This is a genomic window from Bradyrhizobium sp., assembly GCF_050014615.1.
Classification (GTDB): Bacteria; Pseudomonadota; Alphaproteobacteria; order Rhizobiales; family Xanthobacteraceae; genus Bradyrhizobium.
This window is the reverse complement of record NZ_JBEKCZ010000076.1, coordinates 1-21,467: the sequence shown is the minus strand read 5'-3', so window position 1 is coordinate 21,467 and position 21,467 is coordinate 1. Positions and strand designations below refer to the sequence as shown.

Annotated in this window: 17 protein-coding genes and 1 tRNA gene; 13 read left to right on the top strand and 5 right to left on the bottom strand. The window is 62.9% G+C overall.

What is annotated here, in order from left to right:
• Both ABR948_RS14185 and ABR948_RS14180 read right to left on the bottom strand, forming a co-directional pair.
• On the bottom strand, window positions 1-740 hold a 740-nt coding region (locus tag ABR948_RS14185), incomplete at its 3' end, for an RNA polymerase sigma factor RpoH (RefSeq protein WP_428118770.1).
• Between the two features lie 216 nt (window positions 741-956).
• Window positions 957-1,937 (bottom strand): RluA family pseudouridine synthase, encoded by a 981-nt coding sequence (locus tag ABR948_RS14180; protein ID WP_428118767.1) that lies wholly within the window; start codon window positions 1,935-1,937, stop codon window positions 957-959.
• Window positions 1,938-2,010: 73 nt separating this feature from the next.
• Here ABR948_RS14180 and ABR948_RS14175 point away from each other — a divergent pair, with 73 nt between their 5' ends.
• Together ABR948_RS14175 and ABR948_RS14170 are read left to right on the top strand one after the other, a co-directional pair.
• Complete coding sequence (locus ABR948_RS14175) at window positions 2,011-2,343, top strand: hypothetical protein (RefSeq protein ID WP_428118764.1); 333 nt, start codon at window positions 2,011-2,013, stop codon at window positions 2,341-2,343.
• Window positions 2,344-2,413: 70 nt separating this feature from the next.
• Window positions 2,414-2,488, top strand: a tRNA-Glu gene (locus ABR948_RS14170).
• 105 nt (window positions 2,489-2,593) lie between these two features.
• Here the strand turns inward: ABR948_RS14170 and ABR948_RS14165 are convergent.
• Complete coding sequence (locus ABR948_RS14165; RefSeq protein ID WP_428118762.1) at window positions 2,594-4,342, bottom strand: ATP-dependent Clp protease adaptor ClpS; 1,749 nt, start codon at window positions 4,340-4,342, stop codon at window positions 2,594-2,596.
• Window positions 4,343-4,503: 161 nt separating this feature from the next.
• On the bottom strand, window positions 4,504-5,289 hold the full coding sequence (locus tag ABR948_RS14160; RefSeq protein ID WP_428118759.1) for a haloacid dehalogenase type II: 786 nt from the start codon (window positions 5,287-5,289) through the stop codon (window positions 4,504-4,506).
• A gap of 378 nt (window positions 5,290-5,667) precedes the next feature.
• On the opposite strand from ABR948_RS14160, the gene ABR948_RS14155 reads away from it, so the two are divergent.
• The 3 genes from ABR948_RS14155 to ABR948_RS14145 all read left to right on the top strand — a co-directional run bounded on the left by ABR948_RS14155 (window position 5,668) and on the right by ABR948_RS14145 (window position 9,884).
• A complete protein-coding gene (locus ABR948_RS14155; protein WP_428118756.1) occupies window positions 5,668-7,230 on the top strand; it encodes an ABC transporter substrate-binding protein in 1,563 nt (520 codons plus the stop codon).
• Between the two features lie 4 nt (window positions 7,231-7,234).
• On the top strand, window positions 7,235-8,806 hold the full coding sequence (locus ABR948_RS14150) for a GMC family oxidoreductase (RefSeq protein WP_428118753.1): 1,572 nt from the start codon (window positions 7,235-7,237) through the stop codon (window positions 8,804-8,806).
• A 343-nt stretch (window positions 8,807-9,149) separates the two neighbouring features.
• On the top strand, window positions 9,150-9,884 hold the full coding sequence (locus ABR948_RS14145) for a substrate-binding periplasmic protein (RefSeq protein ID WP_428118750.1): 735 nt from the start codon (window positions 9,150-9,152) through the stop codon (window positions 9,882-9,884).
• Between the two features lie 220 nt (window positions 9,885-10,104).
• On the opposite strand, the gene ABR948_RS14140 is transcribed toward ABR948_RS14145, so the two are convergent.
• Window positions 10,105-10,623 carry a MarR family winged helix-turn-helix transcriptional regulator gene (locus tag ABR948_RS14140; protein WP_428118747.1) on the bottom strand — a complete coding sequence of 173 codons (519 nt, stop codon included), beginning with the start codon at window positions 10,621-10,623 and terminating at the stop codon, window positions 10,105-10,107.
• Window positions 10,624-10,795: 172 nt separating this feature from the next.
• Here ABR948_RS14140 and ABR948_RS14135 point away from each other — a divergent pair, with 172 nt between their 5' ends.
• From ABR948_RS14135 to ABR948_RS14100, 8 genes are all read left to right on the top strand, one after another.
• Entirely contained in the window at window positions 10,796-11,314 is a 519-nt protein-coding gene (locus ABR948_RS14135) for a flavin reductase family protein (RefSeq protein ID WP_428118744.1), read from the top strand.
• 45 nt (window positions 11,315-11,359) lie between these two features.
• Window positions 11,360-12,598, top strand: a complete 1,239-nt coding sequence (locus ABR948_RS14130; RefSeq protein WP_428118741.1) for an acyl-CoA dehydrogenase family protein — start codon at window positions 11,360-11,362, stop codon at window positions 12,596-12,598.
• A 23-nt stretch (window positions 12,599-12,621) separates the two neighbouring features.
• Window positions 12,622-13,644 (top strand): amidohydrolase family protein, encoded by a 1,023-nt coding sequence (locus ABR948_RS14125; protein ID WP_428118738.1) that lies wholly within the window; start codon window positions 12,622-12,624, stop codon window positions 13,642-13,644.
• A 45-nt stretch (window positions 13,645-13,689) separates the two neighbouring features.
• Window positions 13,690-15,057, top strand: coding sequence for an MFS transporter (locus tag ABR948_RS14120; RefSeq protein ID WP_428118735.1), 1,368 nt, complete (start codon window positions 13,690-13,692; stop codon window positions 15,055-15,057).
• Window positions 15,058-15,144: 87 nt separating this feature from the next.
• Window positions 15,145-15,990 carry an alpha/beta fold hydrolase gene (locus ABR948_RS14115; protein WP_428118732.1) on the top strand — a complete coding sequence of 282 codons (846 nt, stop codon included), beginning with the start codon at window positions 15,145-15,147 and terminating at the stop codon, window positions 15,988-15,990.
• Window positions 15,991-16,144: 154 nt separating this feature from the next.
• Entirely contained in the window at window positions 16,145-18,223 is a 2,079-nt protein-coding gene (locus tag ABR948_RS14110; protein WP_428118729.1) for a methyl-accepting chemotaxis protein, read from the top strand.
• A 153-nt stretch (window positions 18,224-18,376) separates the two neighbouring features.
• On the top strand, window positions 18,377-19,252 hold the full coding sequence (locus ABR948_RS14105; RefSeq protein WP_428118726.1) for a dihydrodipicolinate synthase family protein: 876 nt from the start codon (window positions 18,377-18,379) through the stop codon (window positions 19,250-19,252).
• Between the two features lie 227 nt (window positions 19,253-19,479).
• Window positions 19,480-21,467, top strand: a 1,988-nt coding sequence (locus ABR948_RS14100; protein WP_428118724.1) for a xanthine dehydrogenase family protein molybdopterin-binding subunit, incomplete at its 3' end; no start/stop codon positions are given.

Sequence of the window (21,467 nt, the reverse complement as noted above, 5' to 3'; positions counted from 1 at the left end):
AGGCGCCGCGCCTCGAAGATGCGGCGTTCCCTGGGGTTGAGCACGCCGATCGCGCCGTTCAGCGCCTCGCGGCGATGATCGAACTCCTCGTGCTCGGCCATGATGGCTTCCTGGTTGGGCGACGTATCGACCAGCCAGTCCTGCCATTCACCGGCCTCACCGTCGTCGCGGATCGGCGCGTTGAGCGAGGCATCGCCGCCGAGACGGCGGTTCATGTCGACCACGTCCTGATCCGTGACACCGAGGCGCTTGGCAATCAGCTTCACCTGGTCGGGGTGAAGATCACCCTCGTCCAGCGCGGAGATCTTGCTCTTCGCCTTGCGCAGGTTGAAAAACAGCTTCTTCTGGTTCGCGGTGGTTCCCATCTTCACGAGCGACCACGAACGCAGGATGTACTCTTGTATTGACGCCTTGATCCACCACATGGCGTAGGTGGCGAGACGGAAGCCCTTTTCGGGCTCGAACCGCTTCACCGCCTGCATCAGGCCGACATTGCCTTCCGAGACGACCTCGGAAATCGGCAATCCGTAGCCGCGATAGCCCATGGCTATTTTGGCCACGAGCCGCAGATGGCTGGTGACAAGGTGATGGGCCGCGTCGCGATCGTCATGCTCGCGCCAGCGCTTGGCGAGCATGTATTCCTGCTGGGGTTCCAGCATCGGAAATTTGCGGATCTCGGCGAGGTAACGGGAAAGGCCGGATTCCCCGTTGAGGATCGGCAGGGTAGCTGTACGGGCCATTGTAGCGCCCTCCAGTGGTTCAGGCCCCCGATAGCGGCGGGCCAGGCAGACGGACGCTGGGTTAAAGCCATCCGCTCTGCGATGTTCCGCGTTGGATATTCAACGCAGGCGCAACATACACCAAATCGGGGGACTTTTGGAAGGATCGCGGCCGTCACGTCCCCGTGTGGCTGGTATAACCTGTTGGCATAACATCACTTTCCCAAAGGCCCTGCGTCATTGCGTCGCTCGCAGGGTTTTTTGCAGGAGAAGCAAATCCTCCGGCAGGGGCTGTTCCCAATGCAAAATTTCCCCGGTTTTGGGGTGTTCCAGCGCCAGGAGGTATGCGTGTAACGCTTGGCGCCCGAGGGCCTCCAGGGCCGCCTGGCTCTGCGGGCCGAGATGGCTGGCCTTGGTTTTGAAGTGTGGGCCGTAGACGCTGTCGCCCATCAGGGGGTGGCCGATATGGGCGAGATGCACCCGGATCTGATGGGTGCGGCCGGTCTCCAATTGGCACGCCAGCAATGAGGCGACCGGCTTGCCGTCGCGTCCGTTGAAGGTTTCCCGGATTTCCCAATGGGTAATAGCCTCGCGGCCGCGCTCGCGCACCGCCATCTTTTCCCGGGCGTAGGGATGCCGGTCGATCGGCGCGTCGACGGTGCCGCGCTGGCGGCCGGGCACATCCCAGGCGAATGCCATATAGCCGCGCCGCATCGCGCCGGTGCGGCCGTGATCGGCGAATTGCGCCGTCAGCGATTGGTGCGCGCGGTCGTTCTTCGCCACCACCATCAGTCCGGTGGTGTCCTTGTCGAGCCGGTGCACGATGCCCGGCCGCTTGACGCCGCCGATCCCCGACAGGCTCGCGCCGCAATGGGCGATCAGCGCGTTGACCAGCGTTCCCGTCTCATGGCCCGCGGCGGGATGCACCACGAGGCCGCTGGGCTTGTCGATGACGATGATGTCGTCATCCTCATAGATAATGTCGAGCGCGATATCCTCGCCCCGTGGCTCGGCGGCGACCGCCTCCGGCACGTCGATTGTGATCGTATCGCCTGGTGTGACGTGATAAGCGGGGTCGCGAACGGGGACGCTTTTGACGGCGACCTGCCCTGCCTGGATCAGGGCTTTCAGCCGCGATCGCGACAGTTCCGCCAGACGCACGGCCAGCACGCGGTCGAGCCGGGCCGATCCCTCGTCGCCGGCGACGGTGACCTCCAATTGTTGACCGCTATTCGAAGCTTGTTCCAAAGAAGAGCCGATCCCTGAAGAGTTTTGCCTTAAAGAGTGTTGCATGACCGAAACGATTGCGCCCGAACCGACCCAAGAGCAGGCCGCGTTGTTCGCGCGGGTGCGGCGGCTGATGCTGATTGCGGGCCTTACCACGGCGCTGGCGGTCGCGGCGGTTCTGATCGCCATCGGCTACCGTCTTTTCCGCACCGAGGGAAGCGCCGTCAACACCGATACCACGGCGGTCCTGCCGAAAGGCGCCCGTATCGTTTCCACCGGCGTCGCCGGCGACCGGCTGGTGGTCACGCTGGAGGTCGGCGGGGCGACGGAAATCCGCACCTTCGATGCCCATACGCTGAAAGCCACCGGTCGGCTGAAATTTGCCAACGAACCCTAAGCTTCGAGCGCGCCGGAGGGTTTCAGTGCCTTGCAGAGCGCCGATTTCAAGGCTATTCCCTCAAGTACACGCTCCCTTCGTCTAGCGGTTAGGACACGGCCCTCTCAAGGCTGAAACAGGGGTTCGATTCCCCTAGGGAGCGCCATTTCGGAAGTAACCATCCCGGACGCAACTATCGCCCCTGGATTTTGCGGTCTCGCGCGTCCTGTCGGCTTGACTTCCATGCAGTCGCTCGACGCGAATACGATCGTCATCCGTCGGCCATTTCCAGTGCCCCGCCCAGCAGCTTGACGTTGAGCTTGCCGCCGGCGAACAACATATCGTCCAGCGCTTCACTGATATCGCCGGATTTGACGGTTGTGCCGCCGTCGCGGGCAATGCTTGCCTGGGCGATGCGTCGCATCAGCTCCTTGACGAACGCGGCGCTGACACCCTTGGTCCGCTGCGCGGCCTCACGCACAACGGCATCGCCGAGCGGCAGACCCCGGCCATAGAGTTGGACCAGCTTCTTGCGGCCGATGTCGTCGGGAAGCGGCACCTCGATCGCCTGGTCGATGCGACCGGGGCGGCTCGCCAGGGCGCTCTCAAGCTGCTCCGGCCGGTTGGTGGTGAGGATGAACAGGATATCCGCATTCTCCTTCAATCCATCCATCTGGTTGAGAAGCCCGTTGAGCAGCGATTCCTCGCAAGGACCCATCTGGTTACGATCGCGCGCGATGAGATCGACATCCTCGATCACGACCATCGCCGGCTGCAGGAGGCGGGCGAGATTCATGTAATGGGAAAGCAACGTGACCTGCGCCGCTGTGATGATCAGGGTGGTGTGACCGGGCAGGTTGCTCGCCAGATAGCGGATGGTGTGGGTCTTGCCGGTTCCGGGCGGTCCGTACAGCAGGATGCCCTTGCGGGTCGATTGCCCTAACCGGCGCAGTTGCGCGCGGTTTCCCACAAAGCTCAGGATGTTGCGGTCGAGCAACCGCAATGTGGCTTCTGGCAGGATCACTTCCTCGCGCCGGACCGGGGGCAATTTGTGAACCATGACGCCTCGCGAGCGTCCCCGATAATCCGCGTCGCCATCGAGCGACAGGATCTTGCCGCGATAGCAACGCGCGGCGTTGACGGCACTCTCCAGCTCGGAGAAACAGCGTTGCACGAACTCGCCACCCACCGCGCCCGCAGGTACGGCAACCTCGATCCGGGTCCCGGCCTCATATCCGTACTCCCGGTGCGAGGAGAGCACGACCGCGTAGCGCAGGTCCTCGTTGCGGCAGAGCCACAATCCGTTATGGAGGCATTTCACTGGCGCGCTCTCGCCGATATCCACATCGTGATACTGTGCCGGCGCGATAGCGGGAGCATCCCGGTCATCCCTGGTCAGCGCCGCGAAGGTCAGCGTTTCATAGCGGCGCTCCTCGTGGATGCCAAAGAACCGGATCGGTGATGTGGAGAACAGTCCGTTGACGGCTGCTTGAATGTCAGCGCGCATGTGACCCGGGAACAGGCGCGAGGACGCGACCAGCTGAGCCGGCGGAATGCCTTGGAAATGCCAGGCGAGGGCTTCGCAGGCATAGTTGAATTGTTTGGTGCGGGTGACTTCCGGCAGGTTGCCGATGATCTCGTCCATGCAATCATCGCAGACGAGTGTCAGGGTGCCCTTCAGGGTAAGCCGGTTTTTGCCGGAGAGGGTGCCGCATAATTTGCAGCGGCCATCAAGCAGTTCGACGCTGCCTGCAACTGCTTGGCTCGAAATCCGGAGCGGATAACCCGAAGCATGGATGCGCTGCCGGGCCGTCTTAAGCAGTTCGGTGGCAACATCGCACGGATAGGCATCGCAAACGGCCTCTCCGTGCTGGTCGACGGCATCGATAAGTCTCATCGCGTCCATCAACGGCTTGTTGAACACCGTCCGCAAAAGCTCGATGACGAATTCTGCGGGAGTTTCATCGTCGTCGTGAAAGGTCAGCTGGATGTGGCGGGCGTCGGCGTGAACGTCGCTCATTGGATCGTGCCCCTGATGAGTTGTCATTTCGGCATATGCCTGGATGGATCACGAGGCCGAGACTAGAACAAAAGAAGAACATTGTCACGTCCCCCCTGTGCGAAGAATATGGGAGGCGGGCAGGCGCGGAACGCCGGCCCGAGCCTTTATCCAGGGGGCGATCAGGCGCCGAGGCTCGCCGCAAGGCCAACAATGTCGGCTACGTTAAGGTCGACGAACGGCTTCGGCTCGCTGTCGATCGGCTGGCCCGGGCCGTTTTCCAGCGGGCGCGGCCACCATGCGGTCTTGTAGCCGAATTTCCTGGCGGCCTCGAGGTCGTAGAAGTGAGTGGCACAGAACAGGACTTCTTCCTTGTTGTATCCGAGCATGGACAGAATCAATTGGTAGACTTCCGGCGCCGGCTTGTAACTGCGCGCCAGCTCGCCCGTCAGCACTTCATCAAAAGGAAGCTGATGGCGGTGGACCATCTGGAAAACGGTTTTCATCCCGGCGTTCGATAGAGTGGTCAGCGCGAATTTTTTCCTGAGGCGGCCCAGCCCTTCTTTGGTGTCCGGCCACGGGATCATCTGGCCCCATACATTGTTCAATCGGTCCCGTTCTTCCTTGCTGAACTTAGCCGACAGGCCGTGCCTGTCGAGCAGCGTATCGAGGCCCTCACGGTAGACCTGCTCGGTCGGCACATAATCGCGTTGGTGCGCCAACACCGGCTCCATGACGTCGTGATAGCAGTCGCGCCACTCCTTGGTCATGACGCCCCAGTCGAGATCGAGCTTCTTTTCGGCGTTGATCCGGCGACCGGCGTCCATCAGCGGGGTGAAGTAATCCACGCAGCTGCCCTGGAAGTCGAATGCAAGCACCTTGATTCCGCTTGCGTCGAATGAGGGGACCTGCGCCAAGGTTCGCTTCACGGGCAATGTTGCGGCAACGGCGCTGGTCGCGGCCGTCATCAGAAACGACCGGCGTGACGGGTTTCGCAAGATCATCAAATCGCTCCGAAATGGATTCCGCCGCGGGGTCGCGCGCGGGAAAGATATAGATTCACTCGCCGAAAATGGGAGGCTGAATTTTCGCCATCACGGGAGATGATTGAGGATCTCCTACCGCGGCGCTTCATGGCTGCATTCTCAGGCTGATCCGGCGGGCCGTCATCTTCATGGTGGCATCCGCAAACGCGCGGCAGGCAGTCGCCACGGCATGAGTGATTCCGTCCCGCGCGGCACGAAGATTGCTCTTCAGGATTGCCCGAGAAAATCCGGGTTTTTCCGTGCACCGTTTTGACTTTTCCAAACTCCAACGACCTTCCTCCCGAAGGCAAAAAGGCGCCAATGTCCAAACTGAAGGCTTTGATTCCCGCGCTGTTCTGGCTTGCGCTGGTCGCGGCGCCGGCGCTCACGCCGGCCCATGCGGCAGGCAACCTTGTCGCGGTGCTTGAAGCTGAAATCGTCACGCTCGATCCGCATTTTTCCACGGCCTATATTTCGCGCACCTTTGGCTACATGGTGTTCGACACGCTGTTCGCGAAGGATTCCAGGGGCGATATCAAGCCGCAGATGGTGCAGGACTGGAAAGTGTCGCCGGACGGGCTGACCTACAGCTTCACGCTGCGCGATGGCCTGAAGTGGCACGACGGCCAGCCGGTCACGTCGGCTGATTGCGTGGCGTCGCTGCGGCGCTGGAGCCAGCGCAGCGCGCTCGGCCGCCGCATCTTCGCCCTTGCCGCCTCGCTTGAGCCAAGCGATGCCAGGACCTTCGTGCTGACGCTGAAAGAGCCATCGGGCCTCGTGATCGATGCGCTCGGCAATCCCGTCAGCCCGGTCGCCTTCATGATGCCCGAGCGCATTGCCAGGACGCCCGGCGACCAGCGCATCACCGAGATCATCGGCTCCGGCCCGTTCGTCTACAACAAGGCCGATCACCGCACCGGCGACCGCATGATCCTGAAAAAATTTGCCGATTACGTGCCGCGTCCCGAGCCCGCGGACTTCCTGGCCGGCGGCAAGCGCGTCAATATCGACACGCTGGAAATCCGCGTCATTCCCGACGGCTCCACCGCCGCTGCTGCGTTGCAGACCGGCGAAGTGGACTTCATGCAATACGCGCCGTTCGATCTGCTGCCGCTTCTTGAAAACAATCCCCGCGTGAAAGTCGTCAATTTCACCGGCGGCAACATGTTTGCAGGCGCCTATCGCCTCAACGCCGCGTCGAAGCCGTTTGACGATCCGGCGATCCGGCGTGTGCTGTGGAAGCTGGTCGATCAGCGCGAAGTCATGGACGGGCTCGGCCTCGACGCCAAATACGCCACGCCTTGCGCGACATTCTTCACCTGCGGCACCACCTATGACAGCAAGGCCGGCACCGAAGCGGCGGCAAATCCATCGGTCGAAGCGGCGCGCGCCGCGCTGAAGGCGACGAAATATGCCGGCGAGCCTGTTATCGTCATGCAGGCCAGCGATCTCGAAGCCCCGAGCGTCTCGGCGCAGGTTTTGGCGGCGAAGCTGAAGCTTGCCGGCTTCAACGTCGATCTGCAGGTGATGGATTGGGGCACCCTGCTGGCGCGCCGCGCCAAGAAGGAAGGCTGGAGCGTCTATGGCGTTCACGCCGGCGGCTTCGATCTGGCGTCGCCGCTGACCAACGTCATGGTGGCGTTCAATTGCATCGACTTCTCGGGCTGGCAGTGCGACCCGCGCATCACGCCACTGATGGAAGCCTTCGCCAGGGCGCCCGCCGAAGACGATCGCAAGAAGATCGCCGCCGAGATCCAGACCATCATGTATGATCAGGCGCCGGCGATTCCGTGGGGCCAGTTCGCCCAGCCGGCGGCCTATCGCGCCAATTTGCGCAATCTGATCCCGTCTGCCATCCCGATTTTCTGGAACGTTGAGAAGTAACGCGATGTACGATGTCATTGTTGTCGGCGGCGGCTCTGCCGGCGCCGCTGTCGCGGCAAGGCTCTCCGAGGATCCCGGCCGGCGCGTCCTGCTGCTCGAAGCCGGTCTCGACTGGCGCGCCGATCAGGCGCCCTGGGAAGTGACCACGCCGAATCCGATACCGATCATCCACAAGCGCGAATTTCAGGAAAAATGGCAGTGGCCTGATCTCCTGACGCGCCGGGTGGCGGGACAGGAGGCACGCTTCTACTGGCGCGGCAAGGGCCTCGGCGGCAGCTCGATGATGAACGGCCAGATCGCGATTCGCGGCGTGGCCGATGCGTTCGACGAATGGGCTGCCCATGGCTGTACCGGCTGGTCGGCCAAGGACGTGATGCCGTTGTTCTCCGTGATCGAGGATGATCTGGAATTCGGCGACACCGAAGGTCATGGACGCGGCGGGCCGTTGCCGGTCTATCGCGCGCCGCCCGGCACATGGGGCCCGATCGATCGCGGCCTGCGCGACGCGGCGCTGGCCAGCGGCTATCCATGGTGCGCCGACCTCAACGGCCCGGACGGCGAGGGGGCGGCGTGCTACCCGATCAACAGCCGCAACCACCGCCGCATCTCGACCAACGAAGCCTATCTGGAGCCCGCGCGCGGCCGCGCCAATCTGGAAATTCGCGGCAAGGTGCTGGTCGACCGCGTTGTGATCAGGGACGGCGCGGCTACCGGCGTCCGTGTTCGGGTCGAGGGCCAAGGGGAGGGTAAAGGGGACGGCGAGGCGTGCAGCGAGATCAGCGCGCGCCAGATCGTGCTATGCGGAGGGGCTATCCACAGCCCGGCGATCCTGCTGCGCTCGGGCATCGGACCGGCCGATGAGCTGAAGGCGATGGGCATCGCGGTCGAACGTGACCTGCCGGTCGGCAGGCATTTCTTTGACCACCCGCTGTTTCGCGCAACGATTCAACTGCGCGAGGACATCCGTCCCACCGATCCGGACACCCGCCATACCAATTGCTGCGTGACCTATTCCTCCGGCCTCGCCGACGGCGGCAAGCGCGACATGATCCTGATCGCCTTCAACCATCGCGGCATCGGGGTTCCCGGCGCCATCGGCGCGGGGCTGTTCAACGCCTATTCGCGCGGCTCGCTCAAGCTGGCCTCGATCGATCCGCAGATCGATCCGGTCGTCGAGGAGAACATGCTGGCCGATCCCCGCGACATGTTGCGCATGATGGATGCGGTAAAACGACTGGCCGTGCTCACCGTCCAGCCGGCGCTGGCCGGCATTGCCGACTGGATACGGCTGACCGACACCGATCTGACGCTGCCGCAGGCTGCGGCGCTGCCGGATCGTGAACTGGAGGCGCTGCTGCGCCGCGACACCGGCGACATCCAGCATGCCGCCGGCAGCTGCCGCATGACCGGCTTCAACGATGCCGATGGCGTGGTCAATCCCGATGGCACCGTGAAGGGCATCGCCGGCCTGCGGGTGGCTGACGCATCGATCATGCCGTCCGACTGCCGGGCCAACACCCACTTCACGACCGTGGTGATCGGCGAGGCGATTGCGCGGATGATGCGCAAGCTGTAATCTTATGCACGCTATCGATCATAGCGACGTCAGGACACGTCGGTCGTTGGACAACGACGCGCCGGTTTCTCGCCCGGTTCAGGGGAATCATCCGTTCGCACGCGATGCCTGGCGGACTTCACCATCACCACATCCGGGTTCAGGTTTTCGCGACACACAGCCGTGCAACGCGCCCGCTACATGATGCTGGAAACCGTCGCCCCGATCAGCGATAATCCCATCATCGTCCTGTCCCAGTATCAGGATGATCTGCCCGGCCTCACCGGAGCTCGGTGATGTCTGCCAGCATGGGGCACGATCCTCCGCCCCTTGAGGCGGAAGTTATTGCGACGAAGGAGCGACGATGGCGCGACTAATTCTTGCGGCCGCCACTGTTCTGATCTTCGTTGGCGAGCCAAGGGCCGTTTGCGAGCCAAGCGCCGCGCTGACGCTGACGACCGAAGAATATCCGCCTTACAACATGCTTGACGAGCGTACCAGGGAACCCACCGGGATCACCGTCGATAAAGTGGTCGAACTGATGCATCGCGCGAACGAGCCGTTCACGATCACCTCTTATCCATGGCAGCGCGCGTATCGATTGGCGCTGGATATGGAGAATACCTGCGTATTTTCGACCAGCCGAACGCCCGAGCGCGAAGCCCTGTTCACGTGGATCGGCCCCCTGGCGCAAAGCGATTGGGCAATTTTCGCCCGTGCCAACGACATCCGAAAACCGAAGTCGCTGGAAGACGTGAGGCCGTTTACTATCGGCGGATATAACCAGGCTGCAACCGGCGAATACCTGAAACTGCGCGGATACAAAGTCGATTTAGCGATCAGCGATGCCCTGAACCCGCAAAAGTTGCTGCGGAATCACATCGACTTCTGGGCAACCGGCGACTTGCTGGGAAAATATCTGATCAAAAAAGCAGGATTGACCGATCAAATTGTTTCTCTGTTCAAATTTGAACTGTCGGAACTATACATGGCATGCAACCTTGCTATGAATCCGCAACGCGCCGAGAAATTCAATCGCATCCTGAAGGAAATGGATAGCGACGGCTCAAGCGCTGCGATTGAACGAAAATACCAATAACGACGAATTATGCGGGCCAGCGTTCCCCAAATCATCGTTCTCGATACCAATGTTTGCCTTGATCTGTTTGTCTTCACAATCGCACCGGGCAGGTTGCAGGCCGGGTTGAGGTTGGAAACCTGCGACTCGCGAGCGGTTCTTCACGCTTGCGAGAGCGAAAGGTTGCGATAGTCGCGGGGCGACAGGTCGAAGCGCCGCCTGGAAGCAGCCGTCCAACGGATCATTCTTTCGCGCGCGGTTTCGATCGGGGCCGAGGCGGAGAAATTTTTCGCTTTGATTTCGGCGAAGCTTTCGCAGCCTCTATTTCAGGTTCGATCGACCCCAGGCTTTCATAGATTTTCCGGAACACGACCTTGAGATGAGAGATCTCGCTTTCCGAGAAGTCGCGAACCGCGACGTCTTCGAAATGCACCGCGATGGGCATCAGATCTTCGACCAGCAGCCTGCCCTTCGACGTGAGATTGATGGCGACGGTGCGGCCGTTGTCTGCCAGCCTGCTGCGCGTGACCAGACCCTTGCGCTTCATCTCGCCGACAAGGCGGGACAGTGTCGAAATCTCGGTGGTCGTGATCGTCGCAAGGTCGCTCAGCCGCTGATCGCCGTTTTCCCAGAGCGCCGCCATGACGCGGTACATCGGAAGCGTCACGCCGAACGACGAGATCCGGCGCGAGAACAGTTCGCCCATCCGCACGCCGACCCGGTTCAGCAGATAGGGGAAAGAATTTGTAAGTCTGTACAAGGTTTTGGTGTCCGACGAGCCGCAACAATTGCGCCCCGACAACTATCGAAACGCCGTTCGTTCAGCAAGAAAATTGCGGCCTGAAATTCTTGATTGACAATTAGTTGCGTTTGCAAATATTGTGATTGAAACTATCCGACGAAGAAGCGGACCTTTAGGACGGGAGAGAAGCATGTCCCTGGATGCGGCCACCGACGACCTTCGCGCGTCGTTCAAGCTGGCGATGCGCCGTTTCCCCGCGGCCGTCACGGTTATCACCTCGGCTGACCAGACCCGCCGGCATGGCATGACGGCGACCGCGGTGACGTCGCTGTCGATGGACCCGCCGTCGCTGGTGGTCTGTGTCAATCAGGCCAGCCTGCTTCACGATATCATGCTGCTGGCGCGCAGGTTCTGCGTGAACCTGCTGCGTCGGGACCAGGTCGCTTTATCGGCCGCGTTCAGTGGAGCGCTTCCACCGGAAACCCGTTTTGGCCTGGGTGAGTGGGCGGTCTCGCCGGAAGGCATCAGCTATCTCGAGACTGCCCAGGTGAACATTTTCTGCAGGAAGGCCGCCGCGGTTCCCTACGGCACGCATACGATCTTCATCGGCGAGGCCGAACTCGTTAAAGTCCACGATCCCGTCGACCCCCTGATCTATCAGGATGCGACCTACTGCTTTTCCGTGCCAGCCGAAATCAAAGCCGCCTAGCGGGCGGCTTCGGCCGCCTGAGCTCCCCATCACGGAGGAATTGACATGAATGTTGCCGCACACGCTTTCGAAAGAATACCGGATCAGCCGTTGGGGCAACGGCCCAGCGTGGCCGATCTCAAGCTCCGGGTCGCCAGCGTGACTTCGCAAATCAAGGCGCGGGCGCACACCACCGAGAAAAGCGGACGCGTTCCCGCGGAGAACATGCTGAGCTTGCGCGAAATCGGATACTTCGACATCGTCAAGCCGCGCGCCTTCGGCGGCTACGAGTACGATTTCGACGTCCTCGTCGACCTTAACATCGATCTTGCCAAGGCGTGCGCCTCGACCGCCTGGGTCGGCGGACTGCTCGCCGCCCACCAATGGCTGATTGCCAGTTTTTCCGAACAGGCTCAGCGCGACGTCTGGGATATCGACCCCGACGCACTCGCCTGTGGGTCCTACGCGCCGGCCACCAAGGCGGTGGCCGCAAAGGGCGGCTATACGCTGAGCGGGCGCTGGTCCTTCGCCAGCGGTTGCGACAATGCGCAATGGTCCCTGTGTGCGGCGCTGCTGCCGTCGCGGACGGACGCCGACCGGCCGACGCCGGCCTTCATGCTGGTACCGGCCTCGGATTATCTCATCGACGACACCTGGAATGTCGTCGGCCTCTCCGGAACCGGAAGCAAGACGTTACAACTGAAAGACGTCTTCGTTCCCGAGCACCGGGTCCTGACATTTTTCGAGACCACGTCGGGCAAAACGCCGGGCGCGTTGCTCTATCCGGAAAATCCGGGTTTTTCGATTCCGATGTTGTGCAACATCCCGTCCTGCCTCGCCTCGGTCGCGGTCGGCACCGCGGCAGGCGCGCTGGAGGATTATCTTGAAGTCACCAGCAAGCGCGTGACGCGGGGCGCCGTTGCCGGGAGCAACAACCGGATGGCGGAATTCCCGACCATCCAGTTGCGGGTCGCGGAAGCCGCCGCCTCTATCGACGCGGCGCGCGAAATTCTGCTGCGCGATTTGCGCGATCGCGCCATCACCGTTCGGGCCAACAAGCCCGTGTCGATCGAGGACCGGATCGTCAGCCGCCGCGGGCAGGCCTTTGCGGTTTCGCTGGCGATCCGTGCCAGCGAGGCGCTCAACGCGTCGACCGGCGGGCAGGGGCTGGATCTCGCCAATCCGGTTCAGCGCGCCTGGCGCGATGCCAACGCGGTCGGCCGCCACATCAGCATGAATTGGGATGCGGTGGGCACCATGTACGGCCAGTTCGCTTTGGGTCTCGCGCCGCAAGGACAGTACTGAAAATTGAAAGGGAGAGAATGACCATGCAGGGCAAGATCGCGCTCGAAGAGCATTTCGCCATTCCGGAAACGCTGATGGATTCCGCGGGCTTCGTGCCCGAGAGCTATTGGCCCGAACTCAAGGAGCGTTTGCTCGACATCCAGGACAAGCGGCTGCGACAGATGGACGAGCAGGGCGTCGAGATGATGATCCTTTCGCTCAACGCCCCGGCGGTGCAGGCGATACCCGACGCCAGGAAGGCCAACGACATCGCGATCCGGGCCAACGATTATCTGGCCGAACAGGTCGCCAGGCGTCCCGACCGCTTTCAGGCTTTCGCCGCGCTTCCGATGCAGGATCCGGATCTGGCGATCGCCGAACTCGACCGCGCCGTCAACACGCTCGGCTTCAAGGGCGCGCTCGTGAACGGCTTCTCGCAGGTCGGCGACGGGAAAACCCCTGTCTACTACGATCTCGATCGCTACTGGCCGTTCTGGGCGAAGGTCGAACAGCTCGACGTGCCCTTCTATCTGCATCCGCGCAATCCGCTGGCGCAGGATTCCAGAATTTATGAAGGTCATGAATGGCTGCTCGGGCCGACCTGGGCGTTCGGCCAGGAGACCGCCGTCCACGCGCTGCGTCTGATGGGCTCCGGGCTGTTCGACCAGCATCCGGGATTGCGCATCATCATCGGCCATATGGGAGAAGGGCTACCGTACAGCATGTGGCGGATCGACCATCGCAATGGCTGGGTGAAGACGCCGCCGCGCTACAAGGCGAAAAAGAAGATCTGCGAATATTTCAATGCGCATTTCTACCTGACGACGTCCGGAAACTTTCGCACCCAGACGCTGATCGATGCGTTGCTCGAGGTCGGCGCCGACCGAATTTTGTTTTCCGCGGACTGGCCGTTCGAGAACGTCGATCACGCCGCGCAATGGTTCGACAGCGCGACCATCAGCGAGGCCGACCGGAAAAAGATCGGCAGGGACAACGCGCTGCGGCTGTTCAAGCTCGCCGACAAGAGTACGTTGCAATCAAGCAAGGTTGCGCAAGCCGCAGAATAGCCGGCACGCACTTACAAAAATCAGTCGACATCGGGGAGGATCGGGATGGTTGCGCACGTGATCGATGTTCACGAAGAGCTGGAAGACGCCAAGGTGAGCGCCTTCCATTGGCGTCTCGGCGCCATCATGGGGCTGCTGACGCTGTTCGACGGCTACGACACCTTCAATCCCGCCTATGTGATCCATTATGTCGCCGGACCGTGGGGTCTCAAGGCGGGGCAGTCCGGCCTTCTGATATCCAGTGGACTGGTCGGCTTCCTGCTCGGCGCCGCCGTGCACGGCGTGGCGGCGGACCGGTTCGGACGTCGCGGCACGCTCTTGGCCGGACTCTGGATCACCAGCGTCTTCACGCTGCTCACCGCGCTATTTGCAAACTCATTCCTGACGTTCTGCGTGTTGCGGCTGCTGACGGGGATGGGCCTCGGCGTGCTGCTGCCGCTGGCGACCACCTACATCAATGAACTCGCGCCGCGCCGGGTGGCCAACACCTTCGCTTTATGGGGCGTCGCGCTGGGCTGGGCGGCCGGCGGCACACTGGCGGGAGTTGTCGGCGTCTTCGCAACGCCGTCTCTGGGCTGGCAAAGTCTTTACTGGATTGGATCGCTTTCGTTTGTGCTGCTGCCGTTCATGCATCTGACGCTGCCGGAGTCGCCGAAGTTCCTGGTGCTGAAGGGGCGGGTCGCGGAGATCAGGCAAATGCTGGCGAAGCTGCGACCGGAGCGGGCGCATCTTTATGCGTCGGCGACTATTTTTCCAGGCCACAACAAGACATCGGGAAACCTGATCCTCGAATTGCTGCAACCGCGTTACCGCAGGACCACCATCGCGATCTGGGTCACGGCCTTCCTCAGCCTGTTCTGCATCTTCGGGCTGTCCGGATGGATCCCGACGGTGATGATCCAACGCGGAGAGACATTTGCGACCAGTTTCGGGTTTGGCGCCCTGATGCAGATCATGTCGTTTATCGGTGGACTCGTTCTCGGCCATCTGGTCGACCGCTTCGGCCATAGCCGGGGTCTGCTTGGCCTGTGGTGGGGACTCGGCGGTTGCGCGGTTTTGACGCTGGTGTTCCTGAACGATCACGTCGTCAACGTCACCTGCGTTGCCGCCGCCGGGTTCTTCATCATCGGCGCGCAGTTCGTTCTCAACAATTTCACGGCGGCGGCCTACGAGACCAACGTGCGGGCAACGGCGGTCGGCATGGAATTGGGTGTCGGACGGGTCGGCGCCATTCTGGGGCCGTTTGTCGCGGGCGCGCTGCAACAGACCTATCAGAGCTTCCTGCCGATGTTCATTTCGATCGGTTGCGCGGCCCTGGCCGCGGGCGGGATCATCCTGTTCGCAAACCGCTCCAGCGTGAACGCAAGCATCGAGCGGTTGGCTTCGCCCAAGGCTGTATCAACGGCTGCGTAGTCGCTACGGCGGGCGTGTTGGCGCCCGCCCTTCATCCGGTGCGCGGCGTATTTTCGTTGCGCATCAGTTTATGCAGCGGGGGAAATCATGGCCGATCCGAAAGATCAATTCGTCGACGTGCAAGGCGTCAAGACGCGCTTCTGGAAGGCTGGCAACGAAGGCGCGCCGATCGTTCTGCTCGCTGGCATCGGCTGCTCGGTATTGGAATGGCGGAACAACATCGAGGTTCTCGCGGCCTCGCATCGGGTCTATGCGCTCGACATGCTTGGCGACGGCAAAACCGGCAAGCCGGAAGGCGACCACTACAGCCTTGGTAATCTGGCGCGCTTTACCCTCGATTTCCTGTCGAGCCAGGGGGAAGAGAAAGCCCACTTCATCGGCAATTCCCTGGGCGGCAGAATTGCGCTCGAATGTGCCCGCATCGCCCCGGCCCGTGTCATGTCGATGGTTCTCGTCGCGCCTGCCGGCGTCGGCTACGATACCCATATCAACATGCGCCTTCCGGCCGTTCCCTTGCTTGGCGAGTTGATCACGCGTCCGAATCGAAAGGGATTGCGGATGCTTTGGACTCTCGCCGTCCACGACCCCAAATTCGTGACGGATGAACTCATCGAGGATAAATATTCGCTTGCCAGTCTTCCGGGCGCTCAGGCGGCCTTTCTAAAGACGCTTCGAGGCTTCGTCGGTCTGCGCGGCTTCGCGCGCGATCAGGTCGGGGAAGTCCAAGCCGCCATGCCTGCCATGACGCAACCGACCCTGGTTGTCTGGGGACGCGAAGACAGGCTTCTGCCGGTCGATCAGGCCAGGATTCTGGAGGCCAGGCTGCCATCGTCGCGCAAGATCATTTTCGAAGCCTGCGGCCATGCGCCCATGATGGAAAAAGCTGCCGAGTTCAACAAAGCGGTTCTCGAGTTCGTTCAAACGGTTCAATAGCGTTTCATGCCATTTCGGGGGGGGTATTGCCATGTCCACCGAGGCCGCAAGCCTTGATGGCGATACCCGTAGTTCTACTGGCGTTGTTCCCTATTAAGGGGGTCTTAGCCCCTTTTGGATATTTTTAACCAAACACCAGCAACGGAAACTCACCATGCGGATCGGCCGGCTCTTTGCGGTATCCATGTTCTCGGTAACGGCTTTGGCGGTCGTCCTGGGCGCCGGGGTTCTTGTCCCGCAGTACCGTACCTTCGCCAGCAAGACCGAAGCGATCAAGGCGGTGGAGGCCTACGGCGCGGTTCTGGCGGTTGGCCAACAGATCGCCAGCCATCGCGCGCCGTACCTTAGTCCCCTGTTCCAGGAGGGTGCCGCGACACCCAATCAGCTCGAGGCGATCGCGAAGGCGGTGCGTCAGGGGGATGCCGCTTTCGCCAATGCCCGGACGGTTGTCGCTGCCCTTAGCGACGGCGCCACGATCGTCGACGGCCTCAACCAGGTGGCGACCAGGCTTGGCGATGTCCGCGCTGCGACCGATCGCGTGCTGGCTGTGCCCATGAGTGGGCGCGACGCCGCGGTGCTCAAGGGCTTCATGCCCGGCGTGGCCCAGGTCGCAGCGTTGCTCGAACCGCTCCTGAATCGCCTCGAAAATCAGGTCACCGCCGCCGACGCGTCACTGACGGCACTTTTGAGTGTCGCCCGCACCGCCCAGGATCTGCGGATCTCCGCCGGCGGCCGCGCCGGTGGGATGTCCGCCGCGGTCAGTCTGCGCCGCCCGCTGACGGCGGCTGAAATATCCGCAATCGACCGTGGCCAGGGCCGCGTTGACCTCGATCGCGAACGGATCGAAGCCGGCGTGGATCAGATCGGGAGCCCGGCACGGCTTGTGAAACCGCTCAAGGATGCGGTCGATATTTACTTTGGACAGGTCGCGCCGTGGCTCGAAAAAGAGGTGCTGGCCGCGCGCGGCGACGGCAATTACGGGATTAAGTCCGAGGACGAGCTGGCCGCCAAGGTGGTGCCTGCGGTGCAGAGCTTCTTTGCGGTGCGCGATGCGGCATTGGCCGAGGCGGCCGAACGCGCCGGCGCGGCGCGCGGCACCGCGATGACGATGCTGGTGCTGGCGGGTCTTGCCGTTGTCGCGCTGCTTGGCGTGCTGGCCGGCGTCACCGTGATGTTGCGTCGCCGGGTGATCACGCCGCTCGCGACCCTGACCGACGTGGTTGGCGACATGGCCGCCGGCCGGCATGACGTGACCATCCCGACCAGCGACCGCGCCGATGAAATCGGGGCGATGGCGGGCTCGCTGCAGGTCTTCAAGGAGGCCCTCATCGCCAAGAAGGCCGCCGACGAGTCGGCTGCGGTGGAGGCCGCTGCCAAGATCGAGCGCGGGCAGCGCGTGGACACGATTACCCGTGACTTCGAAGCGATGATCGGCGAGATCGTCGACGTGGTGTCGTCGGCTTCGGGCGAACTGGAAGTCTCCGCCGGGTCGCTGACGGCGACCGCGGAACGTTCGGAGCAACTGACCACCTCGGTTGCGGCGGCCTCTGAACAAGCCTCCACCAATGTGCAATCGGTCGCATCCGCCACCGAGGAGATGGCATCGTCGGTCAACGAGATCAGCCGCCAGGTGCAGGACTCCGCGCGGATCGCCAGCGCGGCGGTGGAGCAGGCGCAGAAGACCAATGAGCGGGTCGGCGAACTGGCGAAGGCGGCGGCCCGGATTGGCGACGTCGTTGAACTCATCAACACCATCGCCGGGCAGACCAACCTGTTGGCGCTGAATGCCACCATTGAGGCGGCGCGGGCCGGTGAGGCGGGACGGGGCTTTGCCGTGGTGGCGTCCGAGGTGAAGGCGCTGGCCGAACAGACCGCCAAGGCGACCGGCGAGATCAGCCAGCAGATATCAGGCATTCAGGCCGCGACGCAGGAATCGGTCGGTGCCATCAAGGAAATCGGCGATACCATCGGGCGGATGTCCGAGATTGCGTCCACCATTGCCTCGGCGGTGGAAGAGCAAGGCGCGGCGACGCAGGAAATTGCACGCAGCGTGCAACAGGCCGCGCACGGCACGCAGCAGGTCTCCGCCAACATTGCCGACGTGCAGCGTGGCGCCAGCGAGACCGGATCGGCCTCGTCTCAAGTACTGACCGCGGCGAAATCACTGTCCGGCGAAAGCAGCCGGCTCAAGCGCGAGGTCGGCAAGTTCCTCAGTTCGGTCCGCGCGGCCTGAGCAGCGACGCCTCACGCCGCGAAGAGCGAAGCCCTGCCCTGGTGCGGGGCTTTCTGATCTGCGTCAGGTGAACTATAGAGGGGCACAGTAACGACACGGCGTCCGCGTGCCGTGCATCCCGGGACTTGCCCCCACTCATGACTGTTTTCCACCATGGCTGATTTTCACGGCGTCTTTCCCTATCTGGTCTCGCCGGTCGATGCCGACGGGCAAATCCGCACCGACGTGCTCGGGCGTCTCTGCGACGACCTCATCAACTCCGGCGTGCACGGGCTGACGCCGCTCGGCTCGACCGGCGAGTTCGCTTATCTCACCGCTGCGCAGCGCGCGCGCGTGGTGCAGACCACGATCGAAGCCGGCGGAGGCCGGGTGCCTGTCGTCGCCGGCGTCGCCTCGACCTCCACGCTGGATGCCGTGGCGCAGGCCAAGGCCTATCAGAGGCTCGGCGCCGACGGCATCCTGGCCATTCTGGAAGCCTATTTTCCACTGCAGGACGCGCAGGTCGAATCCTACTTTCGCGCCATCGCGGATTCGGTCGATATTCCCGTGGTGATCTACACCAATCCGCAGTTTCAGCGCTCCGACCTGACGCTCGATGTCATCGCGCGGCTCGCAGCGCATCCGCGCATCCGCTACATCAAGGATGCCTCGACCAATACCGGGCGGTTGCTGTCGATCATGAACCGCTGCGGCGACGCCATCGGCGTGTTCTCGGCCTCCGCGCATATCCCGGCCGCGGTGATGCTGATCGGCGGGGTCGGCTGGATGGCGGGGCCGGCCTGCGTGATTCCGCGGCAAAGCGTCGAGCTCTACACGCTCTGCAAGGCCGCGCGCTGGGACGAGGCGCTGGCCCTGCAGCGGCGGCTGTGGCGCATCAACGAAGCCTTCGCGCGCTACAATCTGGCCGCCTGCATCAAGGCCGGGCTGGCGATCCAGGGCTATGATGTCGGCGACCCCATAGCCCCGCAGGCGGCGCTGACGGCCGCCGAGCGCAAGGCGGTCGAGGCGGTGTTGCGGGAGATCGGGTGAAACCCGCCAACGTCATTCCCCGATGTGCAGTTGCACATCGGGGGCAGCCCGCAGGGCTGAACCCGGAATCTCGATCTATAATCTCTGGATTCCGGGTTCGCATCTGCGATGCGCCCTCAGACGCGCCAATTGGCGCGTCGGGGAATGACGGGCTATAGGGCTTGGCGTGTTCCTTGCCTATCGGCTAAAACCCACCGACGCCAACCTGAGACCCGAAGGACAGACGAATGAACATTTTTCCCGGCAATATGCGGTTCGGTGCGGGCCAGCCTGTCAAGCGTCTGGAGGACCAGCGGCTTCTGACCGGGACCGGGAAGTTCATCGACGACAAGCCGGAAGACGGCGCGCTGTGGCTGTATGTGCTGCGTTCGCCGCATGCCCATGCGAAAATCAAATCGGTCGACACCAAGGCCGCCGCCGCAATGGCCGGGGTCGAAGCCGTTTACACCGGCGCCGACCTGATCGCCGACGACATCGGCACCCTGCCGACGCTATTGGTTTTCCCGCGTCCCGACGGTTCGCCGATGACGGTGCCGCCGCGGCGGCTATTGGCCCACGAGATCGTGCGCTTTGCCGGCGAACCGGTCGCCGCGGTGGTGGCGACATCCAGGATGGCGGCGCAGAGCGCGGCCGAGGCGATCGCGGTCGAATATCAGGTGCTGCCGTCGGTGGTCGATCCGGTGGCGGCGATCAAGCCGGGCGCGCCCGCGGTATGGGCCGCAGTGCCCGACAATATCGTTGCCGCCATGAGCTATGGCGACGCGGCCGCGGTCGAGGCCGAATTCGCCAAGGCCGCCCATGTGGTTTCGCTCGATCTCGTCAACCAGCGCCTGGTTCCTTCCGCGATGGAGCCACGCTCCACCATCGCCGAGATCGAGAAGAAGACCGGCCGGCTGATCCTGCATGTTCAGTCGCAAACGCCGGGTTCGACCCGCGACATTCTCGCCGAAGCCGTGCTGAAGCGGCCGAAGGAAAGCGTCCACGTGCTGGTCGGCGATATCGGCGGCGGCTTCGGTCAGAAGACCAGCCTCTATCCGGAAGACGGCATCGTGGCCTACGCGGCGGTCAAGCTGAACCGCAAGGTGCGCTGGCGCGGCGACCGCACCGATGACTTTGTCGGAGGTACCCATGGCCGCGACCTGACCTCGACCGGCGAATTCGCGCTCGATGCCAAAGGCCGCGTGCAGGCCTATCGGGTGCGCTCGGTCGGCGGTACCGGCGCCTATGTGTCCGGCACCGGCGCCCTGATTCCCCTGGTGCTCGGTCCGTTCGTGCAGACCGGGGTCTACGACCTGCCGCTGGTGCATTACGATATCAAGGCGGTGATGACCAACACCGCGCCGGTCGGCGCCTATCGCGGCGCGGGCCGGCCGGAAGCCGTTTTCATCGTGGAGCGGCTGATGGACGCCGCGGCGCGGCAGATCGGGATGGATCCGCGCGCGATCCGGAAGGTGAACTACATCAAGCCCGCGCAAATGCCCTACACCAATGCCGTCGGTCAGGTCTACGATTCCGGCGCGTTCGCGCATATGCTGGAGCGGGCGTCCAAGCTCGCGGACTGGGACGGATTTGCCGCGCGCAAGAAGGCGGCCAAGAAGAAGGGCCTGCTCTATGGCCGCGGGCTCACCAGCTACATCGAGTGGACCGGCGGCACCGTGCATACCGAAACGGTTAGCCTGCACGCGACCGCCGAAGGCCGCGTCATCCTCTATTCCGGCACCCAGGCGATGGGCCAGGGCCTGCAGACCAGCTTTTCGCAGATGGTAGCGGCATCGCTGGGCATCCCGATCGACAAGATCGATGTGGTGCAGGGCGATACTGATTTGGCGATCGGCTTCGGCAGCGTCGGCTCGCGTTCGCTGTTCGTCGGCGGCACCGCCGTAGTGGTATCGGCCATCGATCTGATCGCCAAGGCACGCGAGAAGGCCTCCCACATGCTCGAAGCCTCGGTCGATGATATCGAATATCATGACGGCTGGCTGACGGTGGTCGGGACCGACAAAAAGATCGGCCTGTTCGAGATTGCCAAGGCCGAAAAGGGCGCCCGGCTCAGCGTGGAGAGCGAAGGCAAAGCTGATGGGGCGACCTTCCCGAACGGCACCCATATCTGCGAGGTCGAGATCGATCCGGAAACCGGCGTCAGCCGCGTGGTGCGCTACACCACCGTCGATGACGTCGGCGTCGCCATCAATCCGATGCTGGTGACGGGGCAGGT